Raw genomic sequence first — 26,010 nt, 5'->3', positions numbered from 1 at the left:
TCCTTAAATAGAACGCTGTTTCTTCAAAGCAAATATATTTAAAACGATGAAAAGTAGTGAAAAACCAAGAAGTATCGCTAATTGTAACGCAACATCGATTAGGGACTGTCCTTTAATCATTATACCTCTGAGTGCTTCCGCTCCATAAGTTAATGGTAAAATCCCCCCAATGATCTTAAACCAATCAGGCAAAAATGCTGTTGAAAAAATACCAGAAAAAAGTATTTGAGGGACAGCGATTACCGGAATAAATTGTACAACTTGAAACTCATTATTGGCATATGCAGATAATAACATGCCAAGTGTTAATGCTGTTAGTGACAGTAAAATATTGACTACACAAACTTCCCACGCGTTTCCTACATTATACATATCTAATACACTGATTGAAAAGACAGTAATAATAAGTGATTGAATTAATGCAAAAAATCCAAATCCTAAAATATAACCAAATACGATTTCCCATCTTTTCACAGGAGTTACAAGTAATCGTTCAAGAGTTGTTGTTAAACGCTCTCTTACAAATGAAACACCGGCTAAAATAAATACAAACAAGAAGGAGAAGAATCCAATAAAAATTGGACCAATTGAATCAAATGATTCCATATTTTTACTACCATAAATAGGATCCAGTACTAGTTTCACATTTGAAGGAGCCATTTTTTTAGTTGCATCTTGTATCGAAGCAATTACTGCAGATGTTCTAGCTGTATCTGTACCTTCAAATTGTACAATTATTTTACCCTCTGTAAAAATCACAGCTCCATCAATTTTTTTATCCTCTAGCTGTCCTTTAATATCCGATCGATTGACGTTTACAACTTTTGCATAATCACCAATTACGTTTTCAAATACAGGAGGTGCATCCACTAATGCTAATTTTGGTTTCGTATCATCTTGCTTTAAAATATAGGAGAATAAGAACAATAAAACAACCGGAGCCACAAATATCATTGCAAGAGATCGTTTATCTTTTAAAAATTGCTTAATGATTCGTTTAGAAATTGCAAAGACTCTCATGAACTCACCTCATTTTTAAAATACAAATCTTCAATTTTTCCATTTTCAGAAATTGAAATTAAGTTCTCTGTAGTGTCAAGAGCTATTAACTCACCTTCGCGGATTAAAGCAATTCGCTCACATTTTTCGGCCTCTTCCATAATGTGAGTAGTTATAATAATCGTTGTTCCTTGTTCTTTCATTTCGGAAAACTGTTTCCAAATTTGTTTTCTTAACACTGGATCTATTCCAACAGTAGGTTCATCCAAAATCAATAAAGTTGGTTTATGAAGAATGGCAATTGCAAGTGAAAGTCGTTTTTTCATTCCCCCAGAGTATTGATTAACATGTTTATTTAATGAATCTTCCAATCCTACTATTTTTGCTACGTTTTGAATTCTAGTTTTTAGACCTTCACCTTTTAAATTATATAAAGCTCCAAAAAAACTTAAATTATCGAATCCTGTTAAATCAGTGTATAATGCATCGGATTGACCCATATAACCTATTGAGGATAATACCGAAAAATTTGGCATTTCTTTTCCATAAACTAAAACTTCGCCATTAGAACATTTATCTATTCCCGCAATTAATTTTATTAAAGTCGTTTTTCCTGAACCGGAAGGACCTAAAATCCCAAATATTTCTCCCTCACCAATTTTTATTGAAATATTTTTTAGTACTGCTTTTTTACCAAAAAGTCGATCTACTTGATGAATTTGAACAACATCGCTCATCATAATCCTCCGTTCAAATGGTATTCATGCCACATTCTAATAAATGAGTGAGTACTCACTATAATATTAGTCATTTAGTTAATTGAGGTCAACAAAAAAGTGAGTACTCACTCAATTATATTTCATAAAAAAATAAAAATGCCTTTAGATTTCGATCTAAAGGCATTCAAACTAAACTTATAGTGCTTTAATCATTTCTTCAACCATCAAAGTTGAGTTAACAGCAGCAGTATGAATAAACTGATCAAATGAAATATTTGATTCTTTTCCAGCTATATCAGATAGTGCTCGAGTTACAACAAACGGTACGTTAAATGCATAGCAAACTTGTGCAATTGCTGCAGCTTCCATTTCCACAGCATAAAGATCGCCAAATTTACCTTTTACAAATTCTACTCTTACAGGATCGCTCATAAATGAATCACCAGTAACTATTAATCCTTCCACTACTTGGATGCCATTAATTTTTTCTGCACATTTTTTTGCAATCTCTTTTAATTTCTCATCAGATGGAAATGCAGCTGGCATTCCAGGTACTTGCCCATACTCGTAGTTGAACGCAGTTACATCAACATCGTGATGACGTACTTCTGTTGAAATGACAACATCTCCAACATTTAAATCCGTATGTAGGCCACCTGCTGATCCTGTGTTGATAACAACATCAGGGAGATATTTTTCTAATAAAATTGCAGTTGCCATAGCAGCATTAACTTTTCCAATACCTGATTTTAATAAAACAACTTCTTTACCTTCGTATGTACCTACATTATATTCAGATCCTGCGATTACTTCTTTTTTTAAGTTATCTAATTTATCTCGAAGTACATGTACTTCTTCTTCCATTGCACCAATTATAGCTATTTTCATTTAAAATTCCCTACTTTCTATCAAACTTTATCCATTTTACCATACACAAACAAATCCTACATCTTGTAAGTTACACTTTTTGATGCAGGAATGTGCTATGTTTTTTATTATTTATTATTTTGTATACTTTGCTGCCAATAATCATATGTTTTTGTGGATTTCCACTTCTGAATGCTCGCTTTCCGTGGGGCAGGCGGTGTACCTACTTGGCCCACACGATGTGATTCATGCATGCGTTAAGACAGGACGTCGTGGTTTAGCATGCCTACCTTGTTCCACTGCGTAGCCTCACCTTCCCGTTACTCCCTCATCATTATCTTACATTCAGCTCCAATTATTTTCATTATCAAAAAGTATACTTTAACAAAAGCTTTTTAAAACTCTATCTTTTAGAAAAGAACCTAATATTTTAATTCTTTCACTTCTTGAACTAAAATTGGTAACCACCCTTTTTGATTAACCCAATGCAAATAAACAATATACTTATATGACAAGTCTGTGGTTGCTACAAAAACTTTAACACTTTGTTCATCATAGCCTTTACTTAAGTGCCATACTGAAAAATCTTCTTTGGTTAATAAAATAGCATTAGAAACTGCTTCTTCCATCTCATAAAAATCTTGTGAGTGAAAACTATATTGTACTGTATGTGATCCATTTTGGGATGTAATCGTCGGTTTCCATTCATTCACCGTTGATTGAATAATATTGTCATCATTATTCGAATCTTTTATGATTTTATTTACTTTCTCACGGTAGCTAGTTTGATACTTATTCGGCTCTTCTACTGCAATAGGCTCAGCTTTCACAACTGGGGTAGTTTGCTCTGCCTTTGCTAATTTAGGTTTTATTTTTTGATCATTGATATAAGGCGTCACAATTTTTACACCTAAATAAATAATTCCAATAAATAAAGGAATGAAAAATATTGTAAAAAAATAGTTTCCTCTTCGTTCTTTTCTAAATTTTCGAACCCTACGATTTGATTCTATTGAAGTCATTTACAAAATCCCCCAAAAACAACTAATTTTCCCCATTTTATCATAGAGTCTAGTAATACAAAATAGGTTATTTTGTGTGGGTTTTGTCGTAGCTATGAATAGAATTTACTAAATTTACAACTGAATCAGATGTAGAAGTTACTTCATCTTTCACATTTAAACTAACTATTGCAATCGCATATCTAGGATTCTCATATGGAAAATATCCAGCAAACCATTTATTTTGTTCAATTATTTTATCTTTTACTTTTTTTGTTTCTGCAGTACCACTTTTCCCTGCTACAGTATAAGGTAAACTATTATACCTTCTGCCAGTCCCTTTTTCACTCGTTACTACCCCTCGAAGTAATTCCCTTAACTTTTTCATTGAATCAGGAGAAAGATAATCATCAGAAAGCGGTTGATCTTCAAAGTTAAACATTTCAGTCCCATTTTTATATAAAACAGAATCAACTACTTTCACTTCTTTTGGTGTTCCCCCTCTTGCAATTGTAGCCATCATATTCGCTACTGCTAACGGTGTCACCTTTACATCCTTTTGTCCGATGGATGTATTTCTTAATCCTTCATAAGGCTTATTGCCACCAAAAATCGTTGATTTCGCTTCATTTTGAAATTGACTAAAACTTGCTTCATGATATACTGATCCAGTCCAACCAACAGGCCCATTTAACCCTAGTTTATCCGCATATGTTTCAAACATATCTTTATTTTTTAATGATAATTGTTGACCTACTTGGCCAAAAGTATAATTACAACTTACGTAAAAACTTTCTTGGAATGTTAAATTACCTTTTCTCTTCTTCTCATCATTTTCATACTCGCCTCTTAGATTATTATTACAATTATAGAGTTTATTTTGTTGAACGATTCCTTGATCAATTGCGGCCGCAGCGACAACCGTTTTAAAGACTGAACCTGGTGTGTTTGCCTGCAAAGCAAAATTGGTTGCGGTATTATCATTTTCTGTAAATAAATTTTTAAAATTCATTGCCGGTCTACTAACCATAGCTAGTAGCTTATTAGTCTTTACATCAATTAAAACTGCAGCGCCTTTTTGTAGTTTAGCCTTGTCAACTGACTGCTCCAATATTTTCTGTAAATCTTTATCAATTGTAGTAGACAATGATACTGGATAAAACGGATTACTAGGTTTAGCATATTTCACTTCATTTCCAAACATCGGCTTTCCTAGATTATCAACATGAAGCATTAGATTTGATGTACCATCTGATTTTAGAAACTCTTCAAATTGAGCTTCTAACCCGATTACACCAAATTCCTTTGGCTTAAAGTCTCGATCACTTTCATATTGTTTTTCATATTGTTCCTTATTCTCTCTAGCAATACCGATTAAATGCTCAGCTAATTGTTGATCATCTTTATCTTGTGAAAGCATAGAGATTAATCCAGAAACGTGTAAATTATTAATTTGATCAATTTTCTCAGATGTTATTTCCTTTGTAATTCCGGTTAATGTAAATGGTTCCTTTTTTCCAATAAATTGATTTTTTATTTCATATTCAGGTACCCCAGTTATTTCAGATAATTTCCCGATTGGCCAATCAATACTTTTTAAAAAGGGAAATAAAATTACTTTTGGGGTGTAAGCAGCACTGAGTAGTTTACCATTGCGATCCAATATTTTTCCTCGTCCATTATCAATTCTAAATTGAAAAGTCCTTTGAGCTACACTTCGTTCAATCAAATTGACGTGACTCGATCCAAAGTTTTTTTGATGTAACACTCCTATATCTAAACATCTTAATAAAATAACGCCAAATAATAACGAAAACAATGCCAATACGGCCTTTAGTCGCTTATGCATAAAAAAAACACCTCATCTACATTGTAGACGGGGTGTTCTTTTTTCAAACTTAAATATTCACTTTTTAATCATTAGTTAATTATTTAACAGCAATAATTCGAACCTGCATGTCTCCACCTGGAGTAGATACAGTCACTTCTTCGCCGACTTTTTTACCTAATAAGCTTCTAGCAATAGGTGAGTCGTTTGAAATTTTACCTTCAAATGGATCAGCTTCAGCGCTACCTACGATTGAGTAAGTTTCTTCGTCACCAGCTGGTAGTTCTAAAAATGTTACTGTTTTCCCTAAAGCTACTGTATCAGAAGCTTCGTTGCTTTCAGTAATAATTTCAGCATTACGAATCATATTCTCTAAAGTTGTAATACGACCTTCAACAAATGCTTGCTCGTCTTTTGCAGCATCGTATTCAGAGTTCTCCGAAAGATCACCAAAGCTACGAGCAATTTTAATACGCTCTACAACCTCAGCACGTTTTACAGTTTTTAATGTTTCTAATTCTTGTTCTAATTTTTGTTTCCCAGCTAAAGTCATTGGGAATTTTTTTTCAATAGCCATTTTGTACACTCCTTTTAGTATCCACCGTTTCTTTATGTAGAATTTCTAAATTATGCTTATACAAATTAGTTGTACAAACAGTGTATGAGATTAAATAATCATTCATTCTTATTTTGAAAACGCATTCTTTTATATAGAAAGATGAAGAAGTTATTTCTTCTCCATCTTTCTAACTTATGTTTTAAGTATTATTCTCTCATATGAAGGTATTATAATACACTTACTCTTTCAAGTATAGTCTGAATTTTTGTAGCCATTAGGTCAATTGCTACAAAGTTTTGGCCACCTTCTGGGATAATAATATCAGCAAATTTCTTTGATGGTTCACAGAATGAATTATGCATAGGTCGAACAACATTTACATATTGTTCAACTACCGAATCAACTGTTCTTCCTCGTTCTTTAATATCACGCTGAATTCTTCGAAGGATTCGTAAATCAGCGTCTGTATCTACGAAAATTTTAATGTCCATTAAATCACGTAATCGCTCATCTTCTAGAACTAAAATACCTTCTAAAATAATAACTTCTTTTGGTTCAACAGGGATTGTTTCTGAAGATCTAGTATGAATTGTATAATCATACACAGGTTTTTCAATTGCCTTATATTGTAATAAATCATTGATATGCTCTATAAATAGATCATTATCAAATGCTAATGGATGATCGTAATTTGTTTTTAATCTTTCTTCCATCGGTAAGTGAGTTTGATCTCTATAATAAGAATCTTGTTGAATCATTAAAATAGAATGACCTTTAAATTGGTCATATATTGCTTTAGTTACAGATGTTTTACCAGAGCCAGTTCCTCCAGCAATACCAATTACAATGGGCTTATTCCCCATACTTCAATCCCTCTTTCTTATCAAACTAACTTTTTTCTCATCATGTTATATGGATACACTTTTTGATCCACTTTAATCTTTACGATTTGTAAAGGATGTCTAGCAGCATCTAATTCCGTACCTTCTTCATCAACTACTACTCCAACAGTTTGTTTGAAGTTTTCAAGCTCAGGACCAAAGAATTCTATTTGATCACCAGGCTTAAAGTAGTTACGTTGTTGAATCGTAGCGATTCCCGTTTGTTCATCATAGTCTAATACAAGTCCTGCAAAATCATACGTTGTTTTTTTGCTATGATTTCCATACATTTGTTCTTTCATTCCAGGGAATCCTTCAAAGAATGAAGAAGCTGTGTCGCGATTAGCACATTTATCTAATTCTTCAACCCATTCTTCCTTAAATTCAAAGTTATCAGGATCTGCACAATATGAATCAATAATTTTACGGTAAACACTCACAACTGTAGCAACATAATGGATTGATTTCATTCGGCCTTCAATTTTTAAGCTATCTACACCAATTTCAATAAATTTAGGAATTGATCTTAATAAGTTTAAGTCTTTTGGACTCATCGCAAATGGTGCGTCTTCTTCTTCGAATAATGCATTTTCATTAGCATGTTGATTTTGAGAATCTGTTTGAACTAGATCATAATCCCATCGACATGATTGACAGCAACCGCCACGGTTTGAATCACGTGCTGTCATATGATTACTTAAAGTACAACGTCCAGAATAAGCAATACACATTGCACCATGTATAAATGTTTCAATCTCAACATCTACTTTTTCTTTTATTTCTTTAATTTCTTCGTAGCTTGTCTCACGCGCTAAAACTAATCGATGTAGACCTTCTTCTTTCCAATATTGTGCTGCACGATAATTGGAAAGTGATTGTTGAGTGCTTAAATGTACTTCTAATTTAGGAGCTGCTTGTTTACAAGTTTCGATGATATACGGGTCTGCAACGATGATTCCTGTTACACCTGCACCCTCAATTCCTTGTAAATACTCTTCAAGGCCATCCATATTCTCATTGTGAGCAAAAATATTTGTCGTTACATAAATTTTTGCATTATATTTTTTCGCGAATTCAACACCTTCAGCCATTTCTTCAATTGAGAAATTATCAGCATTCGAACGTAATCCGAACTCTCTACCGCCAATAAATACGGCATCTGCACCATATCTTACTGCAATTTTTAATTTCTCAAGATTTCCAGCCGGTGCCAATAGTTCAGGTTTCTTTACAATAATACGTTTGCCATCAACTATTTTATCTAATTGTCCAATTGCCATTTTTCTTCCTCCCTACAATTTTATATTATATGAACAAGTTCTTAATTTTTTTATAGATCCAATCAATTTAAGGTCACTTAAGATGAGGAAATGCGTGGGTTATGACAATACGTCATGGTTACCGCATGCCTTCCTAACGGGGCTGACCAAGCCGCTTCCGCTTTTCGTTTTGTCTAGCTCCAGGCCTTAGCAGTTCGAGGTCATAAGTCAATGACATGCAAAGGTTAAAATGCAACCTTTACAAGTCCTTGCCTTATGCTTGTCACTGCTGAGCAAAGGCATTCCGCTTTTCGTTTTGTCTAGCTCCACCGGCTAGCCCCTCGCGTCATAAGCTCAAGCCCAATGAAGATAAAATGCAACCTTCATTGTTCTTGTTCTTATGCTTGTCGGGGCTGACCAAGCCGCTTCCGCTTTTCGTTTTGTCTAGTTCCATCGGCTAACCCCTCGAGGTCATAAGTCAAGTACCTGTAAAGGTTAAAAAGCAACCTTTTCAGGTCCTCGCCTTATGCTTGTCGGGGCTGACCAAGCCGATTCCACTTTTCGTTTTGTCTAGTTCCACCGGCTAACCCCTCGAGGTCATAAGTCAAGTACCTGTAAAGGTTAAAAAGCAACCTTTTCAGGTCCTCGCCTTATGCTTGTCGGGGCTGACCAAGCCGATTCCGCTTTTCGTTTAATAAACAGTTTCTTTAAAGAAGAATCCTGTATCTAGTGGACGATTTATTGGTTGAATTGCTTCGATTTTTTCGAAAAGTTCGTCTTTGATTTCTTCGTATGCATCACGATCTTCTACACATAAGTCGATTGCTTTTCTGTATAGCTTTGTTACTTCCACGATATATTCAGATGATCTTAGTATGCCATCAATTTTAAATGAATCAATTCCTGCATCAATTAAGTCTTCTAATTCGTTAACAATACAAATATCATTTGGACTCATAATGTGAGTTCCATTTACGTCTTCGAAAATTGGATATTTATTATTACGCTCATGGTCAACTAAAAACATATTATCTTCATATTTTTTTTGTTGAATGATTTCTAAGTTTTTCCCTTGGTACTCAAAATAGTTACCTACTAATGAACGCTTTGATTGGAACATACAAGTCATACCGTGAACTTGCACTTCAATTTCAACTTCAGCATTTTCTTTTATTTCTGTAACTGCATCAAAACCAAGTTCTCTTGCAAGTACTGCACGTTTTGAACCGCGTTTACCCCAATAATTACAAGTAAACCAGTTTGTAGCAGTCGTTTCAGTGTTCCAATGTAATTTCATATTCGGAGCAACTTGTCTTACAGACATTAGTACAGCTGGATCTCCAAAAACAATTGCATCTACGTTTGCATCATTTAGAAAAGCAATATATTCATCTAATTCATCAAGAATTTCATTATGATAAACCCCGTTCATTGCTACATAAACTTTAACGTCTTTTTTGTGTGCAATTTCAACTGCTTCTTTGATCGCTTCACGGTTAAATTCACCTGCTAAACGCAATCCATAACGTTGTTCTCCAATAATAATAGCGTCAGCTCCTGCATCTGCTAGTTGATCAATATCATTTACGTTTGCTGGTGTAACTAATAATTCAGGCTTGAACATTGTTTACTCCCCTTTTCTTACTGATGGCAACTCCATCACCAATTGGTATTATTGTCGAGTCATACTCTGGGTGATTCATTAGCCATTCATTATAATTTTGAATCTTTTTTATTAATGCACGTTTTCGTCGATCATCAACGATTTCTGCGCTTTCAGCAACTTGTCCTTTGAATAAAACATTATCTGAAATGATAACACCTCTATCAGATAAGAATGGTGCATATAGCTCAAAGAATTTCTGGTATTGACCTTTAGCAGCATCGATAAAAATCACATCGAATTGTCTGTTGTCAGGCAATTGTTCCTTTAGCAGCAAAGCATCTCCTTCTAGAAGTAAGATTCGACTACTATAGCCACTTTTTTCAATATACTCTTTTGCTTTTCGAATCCGCTCAGCATTTCGTTCCATCGTTACGATTTTTACATTTGGAAACTCTTTTGCCATCCGAATACTTGAATATCCTATCGCACTTCCTATTTCTAATATGGAAGTTGGCTGTATTAAATAAAGTAATCCAAGCATAAATTCCATGCCTGCTTTATCCATAATTGGAACATGTTGCTCCATTGCGTAATTTTCCATTTCTTCTATAAAAGGTTCTCTATGTTTATAAAAATTCGCCAAGTATTGACGAACTAAAACTTCATTCATTGCTTATAAAGCCTCCAATAGAAATACAACCTTGTAAAAAACAAGGTGTAAGTACAAATTTCCTGTATCTGAATTTAATTAGACCCGTAATATTCTAACATAAAAAAAAGACCCTTGGCTAGTACCAAGAATAGTAACAACGTTTTCACAAATATTTATATACAAAATTCCTCAGTGTAATCCATGAAATCACTGAGGAATTTGCTATTTTTTATACAAGTATTGCCAACTTCTTATTTTATATGCTTTTCTTTTTCTGTATTATGCTCTTTTAACGATTTAGTAAAGATTACTTTACCTTCTTTATTTGCTAAGAAATATAAATAATCAGACTTAGCCGGCTGTAATGCTGCTTCAATACTTTCAATACCTGCACTAGCAATCGGGCCGACTGGCAACCCTTTTATATAATAAGTATTATATGGCGACTTCACTTCTAAATCTTTATATAGTACACGCGATTTATGTTTACCTAATGCATATAGAACAGTTGGATCTGTTTGTAAAGGCATACCTATATCAAGACGATTATAAAAAACGCTTGAAATTAGTTTTCGATCAGTTAATTTATTGGCTTCTTCTTCAATTAATGAAGCCATTGTTAACGTTTTATGAGGTGATAATTTTTTTGCATTCATCTCATCTTTATATTTAGTTAAAACACTCTCTGTTTGATTTAACATCGGTGCGATTATATCTTCTAAACTTGGTTTAAATTCACCATAAAGATATGTTGATGGATATAAATAGCCTTCTAATGGATAACGAATACCTTTTTTAAAAATCTCATTAGTTAATAAATCAGGATATTTTTTTTGTAATGATTCTATGAAAGATTTATCATTCAACTGTTTTAATACAGTTGCTTGATCTAATTTAAATTCCTTAGCAATAATACCTGCTATTTCTATAAATTGTGTCCCTTCTGGGATCATTAAATCCTTCACCGCAACCTGGTATTTCCCACCTATTTGTAGATGATTAACGATTGTTTTAATACCTTGTGATTGATTAAAATTATAGTTACCCGCTTTTAAACTAGCTTTATTATGTAATTTCACGTAGATTTTAAATACTTCAGTATTTTTTATTAGTTTTTCCTTTTTAAAAATGGTTGCAATATCTCCAACCGAACTTCCTTCAGGTATAATGATTAGTTTATTATGTTTATTCGAAGAATTGACAGGCATTAACATGTATTTGTATGTAGCAAGTCCAGCAGCAAGTAAAACAAATAAAGTAAGAATTACAAATAAAATAATTCGTTTAATACTACTCTTTTTGTTTGAATTTTTAAGTCCTTTTTTATCAAAATCATTAAAAGCCATTAACCTACCTCCTATTTCACGTATAGTATACTACAAATACTCTAAAAATCGGCAATATTCTACATAAAAAAGGCTGTTTTCATAAACATTTGTGCTATTAAAAAAGTATTTCGTGGATTTCCACTCAGAGGATGTACTCTTTTTAGTGGAGCGAGCGACGAGCCTCCTCGTCCCTCCTTCTGGTTCTCATCTGTTCCGCTACGCCAACAGGAGTCTCGCATATCCGTTCATCATCTTAATAACAGATTGTATAAAAACCTATTTAAAAACAACAAACTTTTAGAAATGAACCTAAAAAAAATGCTAAACACTTTTTAAAAGTGTTTAGCATTTTCAAAAAGGGAATTATTATTCTCCTTCTTCTTCGTCAAAGAATGTATTAAGTACCTCTTCAACCATTTCCCACTCTTCATCAGATTCGATTGGATATAATTCTCCATCTTCTCCATCTTCTGCAGGAATGAAACTTGAAGCATGGTAGACTGGGTCTCCATCTTCATCAAATTCTTGTCCAACTGGACTGTAAATTACATATGATTTACCGTAATCATCTGATTCAAAAGTTAAAATAATATTACAAAGAATCTCACTGCCTTCTTCATCGATGATTGTAATTTGTCTTTCTTCACCGTGTTCCATCTGTATCACCTCGATATCATTAATCCTTTTATGTATAAGTATAAAAGTGAATACGTGGAGCTTGTTTGACCAAGCCACCACTTTCTTTGTCCAGTTTCAGCGCCTATCACCTCAAGGTCAAAAGGCCAACATGATGTTGATCATGCATGCGTTACGACAAGACATCGTAATTTTAGCATACCTCCCTTAGAGAACAAGGCGCTTACACTTTTCTATATCACTTTATACTATCCAGGTAGTTTTGTAAAATAACTACTGCAGCCATCTTATCGATAACTTGTTTTCTTTTTTTGCGACTTACATCCGCTGAAATTAGAAAACGTTCAGCAGCCATCGTTGAAAGTCTTTCATCCCATAGTATAACCGGAAGTTTGAATTCTTCTTCAATCATTTTTGCAAAACGTTGACATGCTTCACCACGTTCTCCAATACTTCCATTCATATTTTTAGGTAGGCCGACAATAACTTTGTCTATTTCGTAGCTGATGATGATTTCATTCAGACGGTCTAGTCCAAACATTTGGCGTTCTTCGTTAATTTTAACGGTCTCAATTCCTTGAGCAGTCCAACCAAGTTCATCACTAACAGCTACACCTATTGTTTTAGTTCCTACATCTAGCCCAAGTGCTCTCATTAGTTATTCTCCACGATGTTGTTGTAAGTAAGATTTTACTAGTTCTTCAATAATTTCATCACGCTCAAGTTTTTTCATCATACTTCTTGCGTCATTGTGACGAGGAATGTATGCAGGATCACCTGATAATAAGTATCCTACAATTTGATTAATAGGATTATAGCCCTTTTCTTGTAGCGCATCATGAACCTTTAATAATACTTCATTAACTCGAATATCTTGACTTTCATCTTGTAAACTAAACTTCATCGTTTTATCAAATGAATCCATACAAGGCACCCCACTTATCCGCATATTTTTAGGTAATCCTATTGTACCATTTTATATGGTAGTTTACGAATTAACTAAATACTAACGTTTCTATCTGTTATTGTACACAAAAACTTTATTATTTAGAAATTGTTGCCATCCATTGTTCAACAAATGCAACTGCTTCATCAAGTTTTGAAGGATCTTTACCACCAGCTTGAGCCATATCTGGGCGGCCACCGCCACCTCCGCCACATATTGTAGCAGCTTCTTTTATTAGATTTCCTGCATGGTAACCTTGGCCTACTAAGTCTTTAGTTACACCTGCAATTAAGTTTACTTTTCCATCATTTGCAGATCCCAGCAGTACAACTACTGAACCAAGTTTATTTTTCAGGTCATCAACCATTGTTCGCAGGCTATTCATATCTGCACCATTCACTTTTGCAGCAACAAATTTCACTCCATTTACTTCTTTTACATTGTTACTAATATTCCCTGCTTCAATGTTACTTAATTTTGAAGAAAGTGATTCATTTTCTTTTTGTACTTGTTTTAAGTCTGATTGTAAAATTTCAATACGAGAAACAACATCTTTTGTATTTGATTTTAAAAGTGCAGCTGCATCTTTTAATTGACCAATTTGTTCTTGCATATATTCATAAGCAGCTTTTCCAGTAACAGCTTCGATACGTCTAGTACCAGCACCAATACCCGATTCAGAAATAATTTTAAATGTGCCAATTGATGATGTGTTATCAACATGACATCCACCACAAAGCTCTAGACTATAATCACCGACTTGAACGACTCTTACTACATCACCGTATTTCTCACCAAATAATGCCATCGCTCCCATAGCTTTTGCTTCAGAAATAGCTTTTTCAGAAATTTGTACTGGAATGCTATCCCAAATTTTTTCATTAACGATTTTCTCGATGATTTCAAGCTCTTCAGGTTGAACCTGACCAAAATGAGAAAAATCAAAACGAAGTCGTTCTTGGTTAACTAATGAACCTGCTTGGTTTACATGTGTTCCTAAAGTATCTTTTAAAGCTTGGTGTAGTAAATGTGTTGCTGTATGATTTTTAACAATGCTTGAGCGATTTGATTTATTGATTGTAGAAGTTACTTTTGTTCCAACAGAAAGCACACCTTCAACAACTTTAACGCGATGCAAGTTTTGACCGTTTGGTGCTTTTTGAACATCAAGAATTTCAACTTTTAATCCAGTTGCCGTTAGCGTACCACGGTCTGCAATTTGACCTCCGCTTTCAGCATAAAATGGTGTGACATCAAGAATTAGATGAGCTTCTTCACCGTTTGCTACATCGTCAACTCTTTCACCGTCTTTTACTAATACAAGAACAGTTGATTCTACTAAACCTTCACTGTAGCCAACAAAAGTTGAAACTTCTTTAATCTCACGAAGTGCTTCACTTTGTACTTGCATTGAATCAACGTCTTGACGTGCAGCACGAGCACGGTCACGTTGTTTCTCCATTTCTACTTCAAAACCTTCATGATCTACAGTTAATCCTTCTTCTTCTGCGTATTCTTCCGTCAATTCAATTGGGAAACCATACGTATCATAAAGTTTAAATACATCTTCACCTTTAATAACTGTACTTCCTTGAGCCTTCGCATCTTTCATGACAGCAGTTAATAGTGATAACCCTTCGTGTAGTGTTTCATGGAAGCGCTCTTCTTCGTTTTTAATCACCTTTTGAATAAAAGGTACTTTTTCTTTTACGTTTGGATAATAGCTTTCCATAATTTCTGCTACTACAGGAACTAGTTCAAACATAAATGGACGTTCAACACCTAATTTCTTAGCAAAACGAACAGCACGACGAATTAAACGACGTAATACATAGCCTCTACCTTCATTTGAAGGAAGAGCACCATCAGCAACCGCAAATGAAACGGTACGAATATGGTCTGCTATTACTTTAAATGCAGTATCTTTATCTAATTGACCTGCACGATATTTTTCACCAGAAATCGTTTCAACAACATTGATAATTGGCATAAATAAGTCAGTGTCAAAGTTTGTATCAACTTCTTGTAATACACTAGCCATACGCTCTAAGCCCATTCCTGTATCAATGTTTTTATTTGGAAGCTCTGGGTATTCTTTTCTATCTAATCCATCTTTTGAATTATATTGTGAAAATACGATATTCCAAATTTCTAAATAACGGTCATTTTCTAAGTCTTCTTTTAATAATTTAATTCCAATGTTTTCCGGATCATACTTTGTTCCTCTGTCGTAGAAAATTTCAGTACATGGTCCACATGGTCCTTCACCAATCTCCCAGAAATTTCCTTCTAAAAGAATAATATGTTCTGGATCTAACCCTAAACGAATCCATAAATCATAAGTTTCTTTATCTTCTGGGTAGACAGTTACATATAATTTTTCTTTCTCAAAACCAAACCATTCAGCAGAAGTTAAAAGTTCCCAACCCCAAGCAACTGCTTCTTCACGGAAGTAATCTCCAATTGAAAAGTTACCTAACATTTCAAAGAATGTATGATGACGTGCAGTTTTCCCAACATTCTCGATGTCATTTGTTCGAATCGATTTTTGAGAGTTTGTAATTCTTGGATTTTCAGGAATTACTCGACCATCAAAATATTTTTTCAATGTAGCAACACCACTATTTATCCATAATAAAGTTGGATCATCTTTTGGTACTAAAGATGCACTTGGTTCAACCGAGTGACCTTTTTGTTTAAAGAAGTCTAAATACATTTGACGAATCTGAGCAGCAGTTAGCTTTTTCATAAAAAATACCTCCAAAAGGATAAAATTTAATTTTAATTTGATGTACAAAATGCTTTAAAAAACAAAAAAATCCCGTCCCTAAAACAGGGACGAGATGTACTCGCGATACCACCCTGATTATGAATAGAAAGCAATTTTTGCTTAGGCAATTCAATTGCCTCGAAGTCTATTCATCACCTCAAGAGACCGTAACGTGGTCAGACGTCAGTGATTAGCTGCATTCAGGAGTAGCTTTTCTGTCACCCTTCATTAAAAGTTTCTTTCAGCCGTGGAAACTTCTCTCTACGCAAATGCTTTAATGGTCTGTGACATACTTTTTCCTTCAAAATTTTGCGAATTTTTATTGTATGAAAAAATAGTATCATTGTAAAAATTGAAAGTCAAGATGAGAGACGATGTTTTCTATACTTGAAATAACGAATTACGGAAATTAACACAACTAAAGCAGGAACTGCAATAATTAATCCCATAAATCCAGCAATTTCACCTCCAAGTATTAGAGTGAACATAATTATTACTGGATGAGTATGAATCGATTTCCCAATTATGAGAGGAGATAATAAGTTTCCTTCGATTAATTGTAATACGATTAAGATAATACCGACACGAATTAGTAGACTAGTTCCTTCTGAGGCCGCTAAAAACAAAGTAGGTAATGCGCCAATAATCGGTCCAAAGTATGGAATGATATCCGTTATACCAATTATTACACCTAACACTAAAGCATATTTCATTCTACCAATCCATAAAAAGATTGTCGCCATCCCAAATAATAAAAAACAAACTAAAATTTGTCCTCTAATATATTTTCCGAAAGTATCATTTAGTTCCCTTGCTAAACCTTTAGTCTCGTTTCTCCATTTTTTTGGAATCATTTTTAAAAATATATCAGATAAAAGTTTATAATCCTTTAAAAAGTAAAAAACGATAAATGGAATGATAAAAATTGATATGAAATTGTTTACTACTTGTTTCATCCATTCTCCAGAACGATTGACGAGTGATAAACCTAATAGTTCAGCTTTATTTATCATTAAATCGATCCGAGTGTGTAAAAATATAGGCATCCTTGAAGTTTTGCGTTCGATTTTATATAAGAAGCTATCGTACAGTGAAAGTACTTTAGGGAAAGATTTAAGAATATCATTATATTGTTGTTTAAATACAGGAAATAACAAATATAAGCTTAATGCGAAGCCTCCAAAGAACAATAAATAAATTAACAGAATTGCAAATACTCTTCTTAACCCTTTTTTATGGATATACTCAACTGCTGGGTGCAATAAGTATGCTATTATCAATCCAATTAAAAAAGGAACCATCGATTTTATAATACCAATTACAATATGTAAGTAAACCGGTTTTAAATAATAAAATACGATTCCTACTAATCCTATTAATAAGATTAAACTTAATCGATATATCCATTTTAATTTTAATCCGTCCATAAAAAACCTCCATACCAATAATAGTATGAAGGTTTTTGGTTTAAATTATGTAAATCATTGTTTGAATTTGTTATTGCTCTTTGTTGCATGTACTTTCCTTACTAAATTTAACTTGGTCCAAGTTATTGATTGATTTCCGCTTCAGGATGCTCGCTTTCCGTGGGACGTGAGTTGAGCCTCCTCGTCTACCGCCTGCGAGGTCTCAACTTTCCCGCTTCTCCCACAGGAGTCTCGCACCTTCCGCTCCAATCAATTTCTTTATTCACTGTTTACTTTTACAAAATTCTAATACATAAAATTTAATAACACAAAGTCTTTTTTCAAGTTACAATGTTACTTGTTTTAACACTTACTTATAAAGTTTTCAAAATCCTCTTTTTTGACCACATTTAATATGCAATTCACGCCAGTTTCCTTTTCGATAATGGCAAGTTCGTTTGGAAATTCTTTCTCAACATTGAAAGTCATATATGGTAATTTTTCTTGTGCACGTCTCGAACGAGTATTGGATATTTTTGCTCCAGCAAATACATAATCCATCTTTAGTACTTCAAATGCAATTTTCAAAATTTCAATTTTTGAAGCTTCATTATAACCACGTCCCCAATAAGGCACGCCGATCCAAGTACCAATATGACATATTCCATCGCCACGATCTATTTGTTTAAGTACAGTATGGCCGATTACTTCATTATTTTCATTCAAAATCACTCTTGAGATTACTCTACCTTCGTTATCTTCCTTAACAATAAATTTGATAAATTCAATCGTGTCCTCAACTTTTTCGATTTTTAATCCTAGAGGATCCTTTACGCCTGGATCAATCGTTAGTTCGAAAATTTGTTGTGCAAATTTCAAGTCATTTTTAACAAGTTTCACAATACCTTTCATTATCCCAACCCATTTCCATGCTTTTAAACAATATTAATGAATGGTATTGTTTTTTTCAACACATTTTTGTAAAATTTACAATTTTCATTCCTTTTTATCTAATCTCATAAAAAAAAAAACACATGTCCTCAATAGACATGTGTTAATAATAATTAAAGCATCTTTTTTAAAGACTTTCTCATACGCTTCATACTTTTAGCAGAGAGCCATTTGTTTTCGTACATAAGTTTCATTGCAAGTGCACCTGCACCTAAACCTAAACCTAATAAAGAGCTCTTTCTACCCATTCTTAACCCACTCCTACATACTAAGTCTTCGATCCTCTTCGTCAAATAAATCATCTAACGAACTTAGCGTACCATCTTCTTCGACTTGGTGAGTGTATATCATGCCTTTATTGATAGAAAGCTCAATATAACATCCCCAGCAATAGTATTGATTTACACCAATTTTCCCCAAGTCTTTACTTTGACAATTTGGACAAATCACAACGCTCGCTCCTTTGACCTTAAAAAGGCAATATTACTAAGCATTGTGACCAAATTTTCAAGAAAATATACGCTAGTACAGGAATCGTCTTGCACTATGTATTATTGGTCAATTACATGAAATCATAAGGTGAAAGATTTGGTAATTCATCTGATAGGGCAAAAGGTAGGTCATCGCTTTGCAAAATTTCGTTTTGATCTAATCCTTTTAACTTCATACAAAGAGTCGTCTGTCTTTGTCCGTCATCAGTTCGTTGAATACCTTGAATTAATGCATCTTGTTCTCCGCATAAGATCAGAAACTTTTTACTCCTAGTTACAGCAGTATAGATTAAATTTCTTCGCAACATTCGGTAATAACTTTTGACAATTGGAAGAACAATAATATCAAATTCACTTCCTTGCGACTTATGAATTGAACAACAGTAAGCTAATGTGAGTTGGGAAAAATCTGATCGGGCATATGTCACTTCATTTCCATCAAAAGATACGATAATTATATCTTGCTGTTCAACATTTTCTTTTGCGAAAAAAATGTTAATAATCTCACCCATATCTCCATTAAACACATTATTCTCTGGCACGTTTACGAGTTGTAACACTTTATCGCCAGTACGGAATGTTGTTTCACCAAACTTCATTTCACGTTGCTTCTCTTTTTTAGGATTAAACACTTCCTGTAACCCTTCATTAAGTGCATCAATGCCTGCAGGTCCTCTATACATTGGAGCAAGCACTTGAATATCTCGAACAGGGAACCCTTTTTTATTTGCATTTTCACATACTTTTTTTACGACTTCAACAACTTGTTGACTTGAACAGCCAATAAATGATCGATCTTTTCTTTGTTGAAATATATCCTCAGAAATTGTTCCATCTTTTATATAGTGAGCGAGTGTAATAATTGACGAATCTTCAGATTGACGATAAATATCCTTCAATCGTACAGTTGGAACAGTTCCTGAATTTAATAAGTCTTTTAACACCTGCCCAGGCCCTACTGACGGGAGCTGATCTTCATCACCTACAAAGATAACTTGACAGCCTTGTGGAATACTTTTCAGAAGCTGATTACCAAGCCAAACATCCACCATTGAAAACTCATCAATAATAAGTAATTTCCCTTTTAATGGATTATCTTCGTGGTGAGAAAATTCTCCTTCTCTTGTCCAACCTAGTAAACGATGGATTGTTACAGCCGGTAATCCAGTCGCTTCACTCATTCGCTTTGCAGCCCTTCCAGTAGGTGCAGCTAATAAATATGGAAAAGGATCATCTTTTGGATAAGCATGGTAATCTAATGATAAATCATGAATGATTGAGAACAGATTTACGATCCCTTTAATGACTGTCGTTTTACCTGTACCTGGTCCACCTGTTAATACCATCATTGGAGATTCCATCGCTTTTTTTATCGCTTCTGCTTGTGAAGGTGCATACTTAACATTCATTTTCGCTTCTAGATCAGTTAATTCCTTATTGAATCTTGCATCCGTCATTTCACCTAAATCAGGTGCTTCACTTAATAGTTTTTGTATGGAATTCACGATCCCTTTTTCTGCATAATAAAGTGCAGCCAAATAAATCCGCTCATCTTCTATTACTAATTTCCCATCTGCTATTAATCGATTCATTTCCCGAGAAATGTCGACAGGTTCGACAAGCTCTTTATCTTGCTTCATTAATAATTGTCGAGTCTCATCAATGAATTGATCCTGCGTTATATAGACATGCCCATCCTGCATAGATAAATGCTCTAATATGTAAATACAACCTGCTCTGATACGATCAGGATGATTGCCAGTAATTCCAATTGCTCGACCTATTTCATCTGCTCTACCGAAACCAATGCCATCTACATCCTCGATTAATTTAAACGGGTTAGTGCGAATGACATCTAAAGTAGTCTCATTATATGTTTTATAAATCTTAATCGAAAGTGCTGTACCTATCCCATAGCCGCTTAAGAAACTCATTACTTTTTCTAATCCTTGGTGCGATAATATGGTTTCATATATTTCTTTAGCCTTCCCTTTAGCCAAAGATGGAACGCCTTCAAGGCTATCAGGATTATCTAGAATTTTATTAATCGCAGCTTCACCTAGGTGATCAACTATTTTTTCAGCTGTTCTTTTTCCAATCCCTTTAAATAAATCAGATGATAAATATTGAATAACACCTTTTTTAGTAGATGGAAGCTCTTTTTCAAACGATGCAATTTGAAATTGTTTACCGTATCTAGGATGATCCTTAACTATACCTTTAAACGTATATGTTTCATCCTCATTCATCCTAGGAATATTACCTGTAATCGTAATTTCTTGTTCACAATTAGGTAAATTTGTATTTAAAACTTTTACTTTAGCCACAGTATAAAAATTTTCTGCATTATAAAAAATGACTGTTGTTACATTCCCTTTAATATAAGGAGTTTCATCGACAAACAATTCCATTTCGCTTTGCGTTTGCATAAATTCCACCTCCTAACCGTTCAATTTAACTACTTAACTCATTCTGCTTCTTTGTTTTCGATCACCTTTAAAGCGTGCATCGCAAGCATATGATCTTCTTGGCTTTCGATTGCTTTTTCGAAGTGATTTTTCGCACCCTCGGCATTATCATTAAACATTTCAATTATCCCTAAGTTATAGTGAGCATCTGCATGATTCTCATCTAGCTTTAATACATTCAGTAAACTATTTTTAGCTTCATCTAACATTTCTAATTTAGCTAAACAAAGGCCATATTGAAACATTGCATCAATATCAGTATCATCTAATTCAACAGCACGTTGAAAAAACGGGAGTGCAAAACGGTCTTCACCATTATTCACACAACATAACCCGACCATAAAATGAACGTCGCTATCATTCATTCCAAGTTTAATACAATGTTGAAAATGTTTTTTTGCTATTTCAAATTTTCCATCCTCAAAATAAACTGTACCAACTGCATAATGGGCAGCTGCTAATTCGGGATCAATTTCTAATGCTTTTTCAAAAAAACGGCAAGCTCTTTCTACATCACCCATCGAAAGTAATAATTGTCCAAAGTTCACGTACGCTAATGTATTATTTGGATTATCCTCTATTTCTTTTGTTAAGTAATTAGCAGCTTCTTCTAAGTTCCCTTCTTGTAATGCTGCTACACCTCGTTCAAAATTGTTCATACCTTGTCACCTCTATGTATAATTTCATTCAATTTTATATGAGAATTAAATACTTCATAAAAAAAGATATTATCTATTTAACACTATCATACAGCTTGATACATTTCAAAGAAACGTTTAGCAAACAAAAAATCAAATTTCGTAATGTTTTTACAACCAATAAACCTTATATTGGTCACATATAAAAACCCCCTACCATTATCGGAAAGGGGGTTTTATTATCTTAAATAAGTTAACTCTTTTCCATCAATAAATGCACGATCAATTGTACCTCCACCAAGACAATCTGACCCATCATAAAATACAACTGCCTGACCTGGAGTAATTGCACGAATTTTTTCGTGACATAAGATTCTAACTGAATGATCATCTAAAATCTGAACTGTTACTTCATTATCTTCTGAACGATAACGGAACTTTGCAGTACATGTAAATGATCCTTCTTTAACTTTATCAGATGTCCAGCTAATATCTGACGCTAATACTTCATTACTATATAAAAGCTCATTATGGAAGCCTTGTTCAACAAGCAATACATTGTTTTCAAGGTCTTTTCCTACTACGAACCATGGATCACCATTTCCACCAATACCAAGACCATGTCTTTGTCCAATTGTGTAATACATTAAGCCATCATGTTTCCCTTTAAACTCACCATTCATTGTTTTCATATCACCAGGCTGAGCAGGTAAATAGTTACTTAGAAACTCTTTAAAATTGCGTTCACCTATAAAACAAATACCTGTACTGTCTTTTTTCTTTGCAGTCGCTAAATCTGCTTCTTCTGCAATCTTACGTATTTCTGGCTTTAAGTATCCTCCTAGAGGAAACATTACTTTTGATAATTGCTCTTGACCTAGCTGGTTTAAGAAATACGTTTGGTCTTTATTACTATCTATCCCACGAAGCATTTTAAATTCTCCATCACGATACTCTACACCTGCATAGTGTCCAGTTGCTACATAGTCGGCACCTAAAGTCATCGCATGCTCAAGGAATGCTTTAAATTTAATTTCTTTATTACACATTACGTCGGGATTTGGTGTACGACCTTTTTTATACTCATCTAAAAAGTATGTGAATACTTTATCCCAATATTGTTTTTCAAAGTTCACTGCATAATACGGAATACCAATTTGATTACATACCGCAATTACATCTTCATAATCTTCTGTAGCTGTACATACTCCATTTTCATCTGTATCATCCCAATTTTTCATAAAAATTCCGATGACATCATATCCTTGTTGTTTCAATAAATATGCTGTAACAGATGAATCTACACCACCTGACATTCCTACTACTACGCGAGTGTCTTTTGGATCTTTTTTATTCATTTCGTCACCCTCGTATTTTATTTATATTTTAACCAATCGTTGTACGATCGAACTTACCCTTTTTGCAAGAGCATGAATCTGCTCTTCTGAATTACCATATCCGAAGCTAAAACGAACCGAAGATCGTATTTTAGCTGAATCAATTCCAAACATCTCAACTAAAACGTGTGAAGGATCGATACTTCCAGCAGTACAAGCTGACCCACTAGAAGCTGCAATTCCTGCCAGATCAAGATTTACTAAAAATGATTCGATTGAAATATCATCAAATGATAAGTTTAACACATGTGGTGCAAAAAACGTGTCGCTTCCATTTTTTTCAAATCGAATTCCGTTTTCTTTCAAATCTTTTGTTAATATCTCATGAAAACGCAAATAACTTTCTACGCGTTCACTACGTTCAATTTGAATGACTTCAATTGCTTTTGCCAAGCCAACAATTCCAGCTACATTTTCAGTTCCAGCTCGACGTTTACGCTCTTGTTGTCCACCGAACTGTATTTGAGAAAATATTGCATTTTCACTAACATATAAAAATCCAACGCCTTTTGGGCCATTTATCTTATGTGATGAAATTGATAAAAAGTTCACACCAAGTTCTTCAACATTAATTGGTATTAACCCGTAAGCTTGAACAGCATCTGTATGAAAGTGCGCTTGATGATTTTTGAGCAATTCACCAATTTCTTTTATTGGCTGAACAGTACCTACTTCATTATTAACCATCATGATCGTCACCAAAATTGTATCTTCACGTAATGCTGATTTAACATCATCTATATTTACACGCCCTGTTTTATCAACAGGTAAATACGTCACTTCAAATCCTTCTTTTTCAAGTGCATGGCATGTATGTAATATAGCATGATGTTCAATTGAGGAGGTAATAATGTGCTTGCCATATTTTTGATTCGCGTATGCTGCTCCTCTTACGGCAAGATTATCACTTTCAGTTCCCCCACTAGTAAATATGATTTCATTTACTTTTGCGCCAATACTATTTGCACAAACCATGCGAGCAGTGTCTACCTTTTGTCTAGCTTGACGTCCAAAAGAGTGGATACTAGATGGGTTTCCAAACGTTTCCTGCATTTCGATAACCATTTTTTCAATTACATCTGGATGCATAGGAGATGTTGCTGCATGATCTACATAAATACGTTCCATTTCCAAAATCCTTTCTTACGGTAGCGCTCGGATTAATGTTTGAGCGCTAATTCATTAAATATAAAACATATAACCATTTAAATCATCAGATTCTAATTTCGCTAAATCCTCAAGTGTTGTATGATCTAATACTTCATTAATTGCAATTTGAACTCGAGTCCATAACTCTCTTTGTGCTGGGTTTTCATCTTCAAGATTTTCGATTGGAGATAAAGACCCTTCAAGTGCAGTAATTACCTCTCCTGCTGAAATCGCATTTGGTTCCTTTGTTAAAATATACCCACCATATGCTCCTCGAATACTCTTTACTAATCCTGCATTTCGTAATAATGAAATAATTTGTTCTAGATAATGTTCAGATAGATTTTGAGCATTTGCGATACTCTTTAATGAAATAGGCTTATCACAATATCTTTTAGCTAATTCAATCATCACCGTTAATCCATATCTGCCTTTAGTTGAAATCTTCATCTATTCACTCCGTTCAATCACTTAATCATATATTTTTATCTCTATTGTAATCAGGATTACCATATCTCTAAACCATAGTATTTACAATTATTGTACACTATTTAAATATCAAATTCACATTTCAATAAAAAAAATACACTAATCCAATTGGAAAAGTGTATTATCGCTTATTTGAATTAATTTTTCAATATTCCTGACCTTATGAAATGAGCAGTTGCTGCTTTCTCATCAAACTCTTCAATATTCTTTCTTGATTCTCTAGATTGAAGAATGAATCGAATGATATCATCTTCAATACTTTTAATTTCATATTCTGAATTTGCATTCATTAAATCTTGCAGTAAATCTAAATAAATTGCTTTTTCTTCCGGTGTGAGTGCATGCTTCACTTATATGCCTCCTTCAACTCTGTTAAGGAATATGAATGGGGTGTGCTATACAATTTGTTTCGAAATATTGTGAAGCGAAGAAACTCTTTCACGTTCCATGTTGAGTGCCCTGCTTAAAAGAAAGCTCTGGGATGAGAGCCCTGCTAAAATACAATATCCGATTACCATTCTCATATCATTAATCATGTTTTCTGGAATAAATAGTGAAACAAATAATGCTGCAGCTGTTGAACCAAATAAAAAATCAGCAAGAAATCCTAAAAAGAAACCTTTCTTTCTTTTTGCTGGTAACATAATTGTGCCTTTGTTAAACAGGATGTGAAAAATAAAGCCGGTAACTCCACCAATGACAATTGCCAACACATAGAGCTTGACCATTTTCATCCTCCATTCTTATTGTTTAATACAAAACAAATCTAAACCCAACTCTAATAATCCGGGCTAGAACAATTACGATAGGTTTTCTTAGACAAAAACAAGAAATTTTATCATCAATTAAGATGCTTGTTTATATCATTATAAGAGTGCAAAATTAAATTATCAAAAGAATTTGTTAATTTTAACCAATTGTGACAAAAAATAAGGTAAGAGTCCTAATCGTCTACTATTGAACTATCTAC

26 protein-coding genes are annotated in these 26,010 nt (G+C 33.8%); all 26 read right to left on the bottom strand.

Annotated elements, in window-relative coordinates; all coding sequences use genetic code 11:
* Positions 1 to 3: 3 nt before the first annotated feature.
* Positions 4 to 1,020 (bottom strand): ABC transporter permease, encoded by a 1,017-nt coding sequence (locus tag B7R65_RS18880; protein WP_088044384.1) that lies wholly within the window; start codon positions 1,018 to 1,020, stop codon positions 4 to 6.
* Entirely contained in the window at positions 1,017 to 1,739 is a 723-nt protein-coding gene (locus tag B7R65_RS18875) for an ABC transporter ATP-binding protein (protein ID WP_088044383.1), read from the bottom strand. The genes B7R65_RS18880 and B7R65_RS18875 overlap by 4 nt, the downstream gene beginning before the upstream one ends.
* Positions 1,740 to 1,913: 174 nt before the next feature.
* Positions 1,914 to 2,606: a 5'-methylthioadenosine/S-adenosylhomocysteine nucleosidase gene (gene mtnN, locus B7R65_RS18870; RefSeq protein WP_088044382.1), complete on the bottom strand. Its 693-nt coding sequence runs from the start codon at positions 2,604 to 2,606 to the stop codon at positions 1,914 to 1,916.
* Between the two features lie 401 nt (positions 2,607 to 3,007).
* Entirely contained in the window at positions 3,008 to 3,607 is a 600-nt protein-coding gene (locus tag B7R65_RS18865) for a YrrS family protein (RefSeq protein ID WP_088044381.1), read from the bottom strand.
* Positions 3,608 to 3,674: 67 nt separating this feature from the next.
* Positions 3,675 to 5,435, bottom strand: coding sequence for a peptidoglycan D,D-transpeptidase FtsI family protein (locus B7R65_RS18860; protein WP_088044380.1), 1,761 nt, complete (start codon positions 5,433 to 5,435; stop codon positions 3,675 to 3,677).
* 79 nt (positions 5,436 to 5,514) lie between these two features.
* The gene (gene greA, locus B7R65_RS18855) at positions 5,515 to 5,991 is read right to left on the bottom strand and encodes a transcription elongation factor GreA (protein ID WP_088044379.1); all 477 of its coding nucleotides are present in this window, start codon (positions 5,989 to 5,991) and stop codon (positions 5,515 to 5,517) included.
* A 209-nt stretch (positions 5,992 to 6,200) separates the two neighbouring features.
* Positions 6,201 to 6,836 (bottom strand): uridine kinase, encoded by a 636-nt coding sequence (udk, locus tag B7R65_RS18850; RefSeq protein WP_088044378.1) that lies wholly within the window; start codon positions 6,834 to 6,836, stop codon positions 6,201 to 6,203.
* Positions 6,837 to 6,856: 20 nt separating this feature from the next.
* Complete coding sequence (locus B7R65_RS18845; RefSeq protein ID WP_088044377.1) at positions 6,857 to 8,134, bottom strand: peptidase U32 family protein; 1,278 nt, start codon at positions 8,132 to 8,134, stop codon at positions 6,857 to 6,859.
* Positions 8,135 to 8,804: 670 nt separating this feature from the next.
* Positions 8,805 to 9,737: a peptidase U32 family protein gene (locus B7R65_RS18840; RefSeq protein ID WP_088044376.1), complete on the bottom strand. Its 933-nt coding sequence runs from the start codon at positions 9,735 to 9,737 to the stop codon at positions 8,805 to 8,807.
* Positions 9,724 to 10,389 carry an O-methyltransferase gene (locus B7R65_RS18835; RefSeq protein ID WP_088044375.1) on the bottom strand — a complete coding sequence of 222 codons (666 nt, stop codon included), beginning with the start codon at positions 10,387 to 10,389 and terminating at the stop codon, positions 9,724 to 9,726. The genes B7R65_RS18840 and B7R65_RS18835 overlap by 14 nt, the downstream gene beginning before the upstream one ends.
* Positions 10,390 to 10,622: 233 nt before the next feature.
* A complete protein-coding gene (gene mltG, locus B7R65_RS18830; protein ID WP_088044374.1) occupies positions 10,623 to 11,717 on the bottom strand; it encodes an endolytic transglycosylase MltG in 1,095 nt (364 codons plus the stop codon).
* A 348-nt stretch (positions 11,718 to 12,065) separates the two neighbouring features.
* Positions 12,066 to 12,356, bottom strand: a complete 291-nt coding sequence (locus tag B7R65_RS18825) for a DUF1292 domain-containing protein (RefSeq protein ID WP_088044373.1) — start codon at positions 12,354 to 12,356, stop codon at positions 12,066 to 12,068.
* 217 nt (positions 12,357 to 12,573) lie between these two features.
* Positions 12,574 to 12,990, bottom strand: a complete 417-nt coding sequence (ruvX, locus tag B7R65_RS18820; RefSeq protein ID WP_088044372.1) for a Holliday junction resolvase RuvX — start codon at positions 12,988 to 12,990, stop codon at positions 12,574 to 12,576.
* A 3-nt stretch (positions 12,991 to 12,993) separates the two neighbouring features.
* The gene (locus B7R65_RS18815; RefSeq protein ID WP_088044371.1) at positions 12,994 to 13,260 is read right to left on the bottom strand and encodes an IreB family regulatory phosphoprotein; all 267 of its coding nucleotides are present in this window, start codon (positions 13,258 to 13,260) and stop codon (positions 12,994 to 12,996) included.
* Positions 13,261 to 13,378: 118 nt separating this feature from the next.
* The gene (alaS, locus tag B7R65_RS18810; protein WP_088044370.1) at positions 13,379 to 16,030 is read right to left on the bottom strand and encodes an alanine--tRNA ligase; all 2,652 of its coding nucleotides are present in this window, start codon (positions 16,028 to 16,030) and stop codon (positions 13,379 to 13,381) included.
* Between the two features lie 380 nt (positions 16,031 to 16,410).
* Positions 16,411 to 17,478 (bottom strand): AI-2E family transporter, encoded by a 1,068-nt coding sequence (locus B7R65_RS18805; RefSeq protein WP_088044369.1) that lies wholly within the window; start codon positions 17,476 to 17,478, stop codon positions 16,411 to 16,413.
* 342 nt (positions 17,479 to 17,820) lie between these two features.
* On the bottom strand, positions 17,821 to 18,369 hold the full coding sequence (locus B7R65_RS18800) for a GNAT family N-acetyltransferase (RefSeq protein WP_088044368.1): 549 nt from the start codon (positions 18,367 to 18,369) through the stop codon (positions 17,821 to 17,823).
* Positions 18,370 to 18,521: 152 nt separating this feature from the next.
* On the bottom strand, positions 18,522 to 18,656 hold the full coding sequence (locus B7R65_RS18795; RefSeq protein WP_179194928.1) for a DUF3918 family protein: 135 nt from the start codon (positions 18,654 to 18,656) through the stop codon (positions 18,522 to 18,524).
* 13 nt (positions 18,657 to 18,669) lie between these two features.
* Positions 18,670 to 18,858: a hypothetical protein gene (locus tag B7R65_RS18790; protein ID WP_088044366.1), complete on the bottom strand. Its 189-nt coding sequence runs from the start codon at positions 18,856 to 18,858 to the stop codon at positions 18,670 to 18,672.
* 112 nt (positions 18,859 to 18,970) lie between these two features.
* The gene (recD2, locus tag B7R65_RS18785; RefSeq protein ID WP_088044365.1) at positions 18,971 to 21,328 is read right to left on the bottom strand and encodes an SF1B family DNA helicase RecD2; all 2,358 of its coding nucleotides are present in this window, start codon (positions 21,326 to 21,328) and stop codon (positions 18,971 to 18,973) included.
* A 38-nt stretch (positions 21,329 to 21,366) separates the two neighbouring features.
* On the bottom strand, positions 21,367 to 22,026 hold the full coding sequence (locus B7R65_RS18780) for a tetratricopeptide repeat protein (RefSeq protein ID WP_088044364.1): 660 nt from the start codon (positions 22,024 to 22,026) through the stop codon (positions 21,367 to 21,369).
* 218 nt (positions 22,027 to 22,244) lie between these two features.
* On the bottom strand, positions 22,245 to 23,363 hold the full coding sequence (gene mnmA, locus B7R65_RS18775; RefSeq protein ID WP_088044363.1) for a tRNA 2-thiouridine(34) synthase MnmA: 1,119 nt from the start codon (positions 23,361 to 23,363) through the stop codon (positions 22,245 to 22,247).
* A gap of 21 nt (positions 23,364 to 23,384) precedes the next feature.
* On the bottom strand, positions 23,385 to 24,530 hold the full coding sequence (locus tag B7R65_RS18770; protein WP_088044362.1) for a cysteine desulfurase family protein: 1,146 nt from the start codon (positions 24,528 to 24,530) through the stop codon (positions 23,385 to 23,387).
* Between the two features lie 54 nt (positions 24,531 to 24,584).
* Positions 24,585 to 25,001, bottom strand: a complete 417-nt coding sequence (cymR, locus tag B7R65_RS18765) for a cysteine metabolism transcriptional regulator CymR (protein WP_088044361.1) — start codon at positions 24,999 to 25,001, stop codon at positions 24,585 to 24,587.
* Positions 25,002 to 25,177: 176 nt separating this feature from the next.
* On the bottom strand, positions 25,178 to 25,390 hold the full coding sequence (locus tag B7R65_RS18760; RefSeq protein ID WP_088044360.1) for a hypothetical protein: 213 nt from the start codon (positions 25,388 to 25,390) through the stop codon (positions 25,178 to 25,180).
* Positions 25,391 to 25,435: 45 nt separating this feature from the next.
* Positions 25,436 to 25,768 (bottom strand): DUF4257 domain-containing protein, encoded by a 333-nt coding sequence (locus tag B7R65_RS18755; RefSeq protein WP_179194927.1) that lies wholly within the window; start codon positions 25,766 to 25,768, stop codon positions 25,436 to 25,438.
* Positions 25,769 to 26,010: the final 242 nt, after the last annotated feature.

The sequence above is a fragment of the Bacillus sp. EAC genome (genome assembly GCF_002156875.1).
Lineage (GTDB): Bacteria > Bacillota > Bacilli > Bacillales > Bacillaceae_G > Gottfriedia.
Note: the sequence above shows the minus strand (reverse complement) of the source record. Positions and strands in the feature narration are given on the sequence as shown.

Excerpts from the sequence above, each read along its gene's own strand:
- B7R65_RS18755 (WP_179194927.1), bottom strand. The coding sequence starts at position 25,768 with ATGGTCAAGCTCTATGTGTTGGCAATTGTCATTGGTGGAGTTACCGGC.
- ruvX (WP_088044372.1), bottom strand. The coding sequence starts at position 12,990 with ATGAGAGCACTTGGGCTAGATGTAGGAACTAAAACAATAGGTGTAGCT.
- B7R65_RS18815 (WP_088044371.1), bottom strand. The coding sequence starts at position 13,260 with ATGGATTCATTTGATAAAACGATGAAGTTTAGTTTACAAGATGAAAGT.
- cymR (WP_088044361.1), bottom strand. The coding sequence starts at position 25,001 with ATGAAGATTTCAACTAAAGGCAGATATGGATTAACGGTGATGATTGAA.
- B7R65_RS18835 (WP_088044375.1), bottom strand. The coding sequence starts at position 10,389 with ATGAATGAAGTTTTAGTTCGTCAATACTTGGCGAATTTTTATAAACAT.
- B7R65_RS18860 (WP_088044380.1), bottom strand. The coding sequence starts at position 5,435 with ATGCATAAGCGACTAAAGGCCGTATTGGCATTGTTTTCGTTATTATTT.
- B7R65_RS18795 (WP_179194928.1), bottom strand. The coding sequence starts at position 18,656 with ATGGGTAGAAAGAGCTCTTTATTAGGTTTAGGTTTAGGTGCAGGTGCA.
- B7R65_RS18880 (WP_088044384.1), bottom strand. The coding sequence starts at position 1,020 with ATGAGAGTCTTTGCAATTTCTAAACGAATCATTAAGCAATTTTTAAAA.
- B7R65_RS18875 (WP_088044383.1), bottom strand. The coding sequence starts at position 1,739 with ATGATGAGCGATGTTGTTCAAATTCATCAAGTAGATCGACTTTTTGGT.
- B7R65_RS18840 (WP_088044376.1), bottom strand. The coding sequence starts at position 9,737 with ATGTTCAAGCCTGAATTATTAGTTACACCAGCAAACGTAAATGATATT.
- B7R65_RS18800 (WP_088044368.1), bottom strand. The coding sequence starts at position 18,369 with ATGAAAGGTATTGTGAAACTTGTTAAAAATGACTTGAAATTTGCACAA.
- B7R65_RS18780 (WP_088044364.1), bottom strand. The coding sequence starts at position 22,026 with ATGAACAATTTTGAACGAGGTGTAGCAGCATTACAAGAAGGGAACTTA.
- recD2 (WP_088044365.1), bottom strand. The coding sequence starts at position 21,328 with ATGCAAACGCAAAGCGAAATGGAATTGTTTGTCGATGAAACTCCTTAT.
- mltG (WP_088044374.1), bottom strand. The coding sequence starts at position 11,717 with ATGGCTTTTAATGATTTTGATAAAAAAGGACTTAAAAATTCAAACAAA.
- B7R65_RS18770 (WP_088044362.1), bottom strand. The coding sequence starts at position 24,530 with ATGGAACGTATTTATGTAGATCATGCAGCAACATCTCCTATGCATCCA.
- greA (WP_088044379.1), bottom strand. The coding sequence starts at position 5,991 with ATGGCTATTGAAAAAAAATTCCCAATGACTTTAGCTGGGAAACAAAAA.
- B7R65_RS18865 (WP_088044381.1), bottom strand. The coding sequence starts at position 3,607 with ATGACTTCAATAGAATCAAATCGTAGGGTTCGAAAATTTAGAAAAGAA.
- B7R65_RS18805 (WP_088044369.1), bottom strand. The coding sequence starts at position 17,478 with ATGGACGGATTAAAATTAAAATGGATATATCGATTAAGTTTAATCTTA.
- udk (WP_088044378.1), bottom strand. The coding sequence starts at position 6,836 with ATGGGGAATAAGCCCATTGTAATTGGTATTGCTGGAGGAACTGGCTCT.
- mtnN (WP_088044382.1), bottom strand. The coding sequence starts at position 2,606 with ATGAAAATAGCTATAATTGGTGCAATGGAAGAAGAAGTACATGTACTT.
- B7R65_RS18825 (WP_088044373.1), bottom strand. The coding sequence starts at position 12,356 with ATGGAACACGGTGAAGAAAGACAAATTACAATCATCGATGAAGAAGGC.
- mnmA (WP_088044363.1), bottom strand. The coding sequence starts at position 23,363 with ATGAATAAAAAAGATCCAAAAGACACTCGCGTAGTAGTAGGAATGTCA.
- alaS (WP_088044370.1), bottom strand. The coding sequence starts at position 16,030 with ATGAAAAAGCTAACTGCTGCTCAGATTCGTCAAATGTATTTAGACTTC.
- B7R65_RS18845 (WP_088044377.1), bottom strand. The coding sequence starts at position 8,134 with ATGGCAATTGGACAATTAGATAAAATAGTTGATGGCAAACGTATTATT.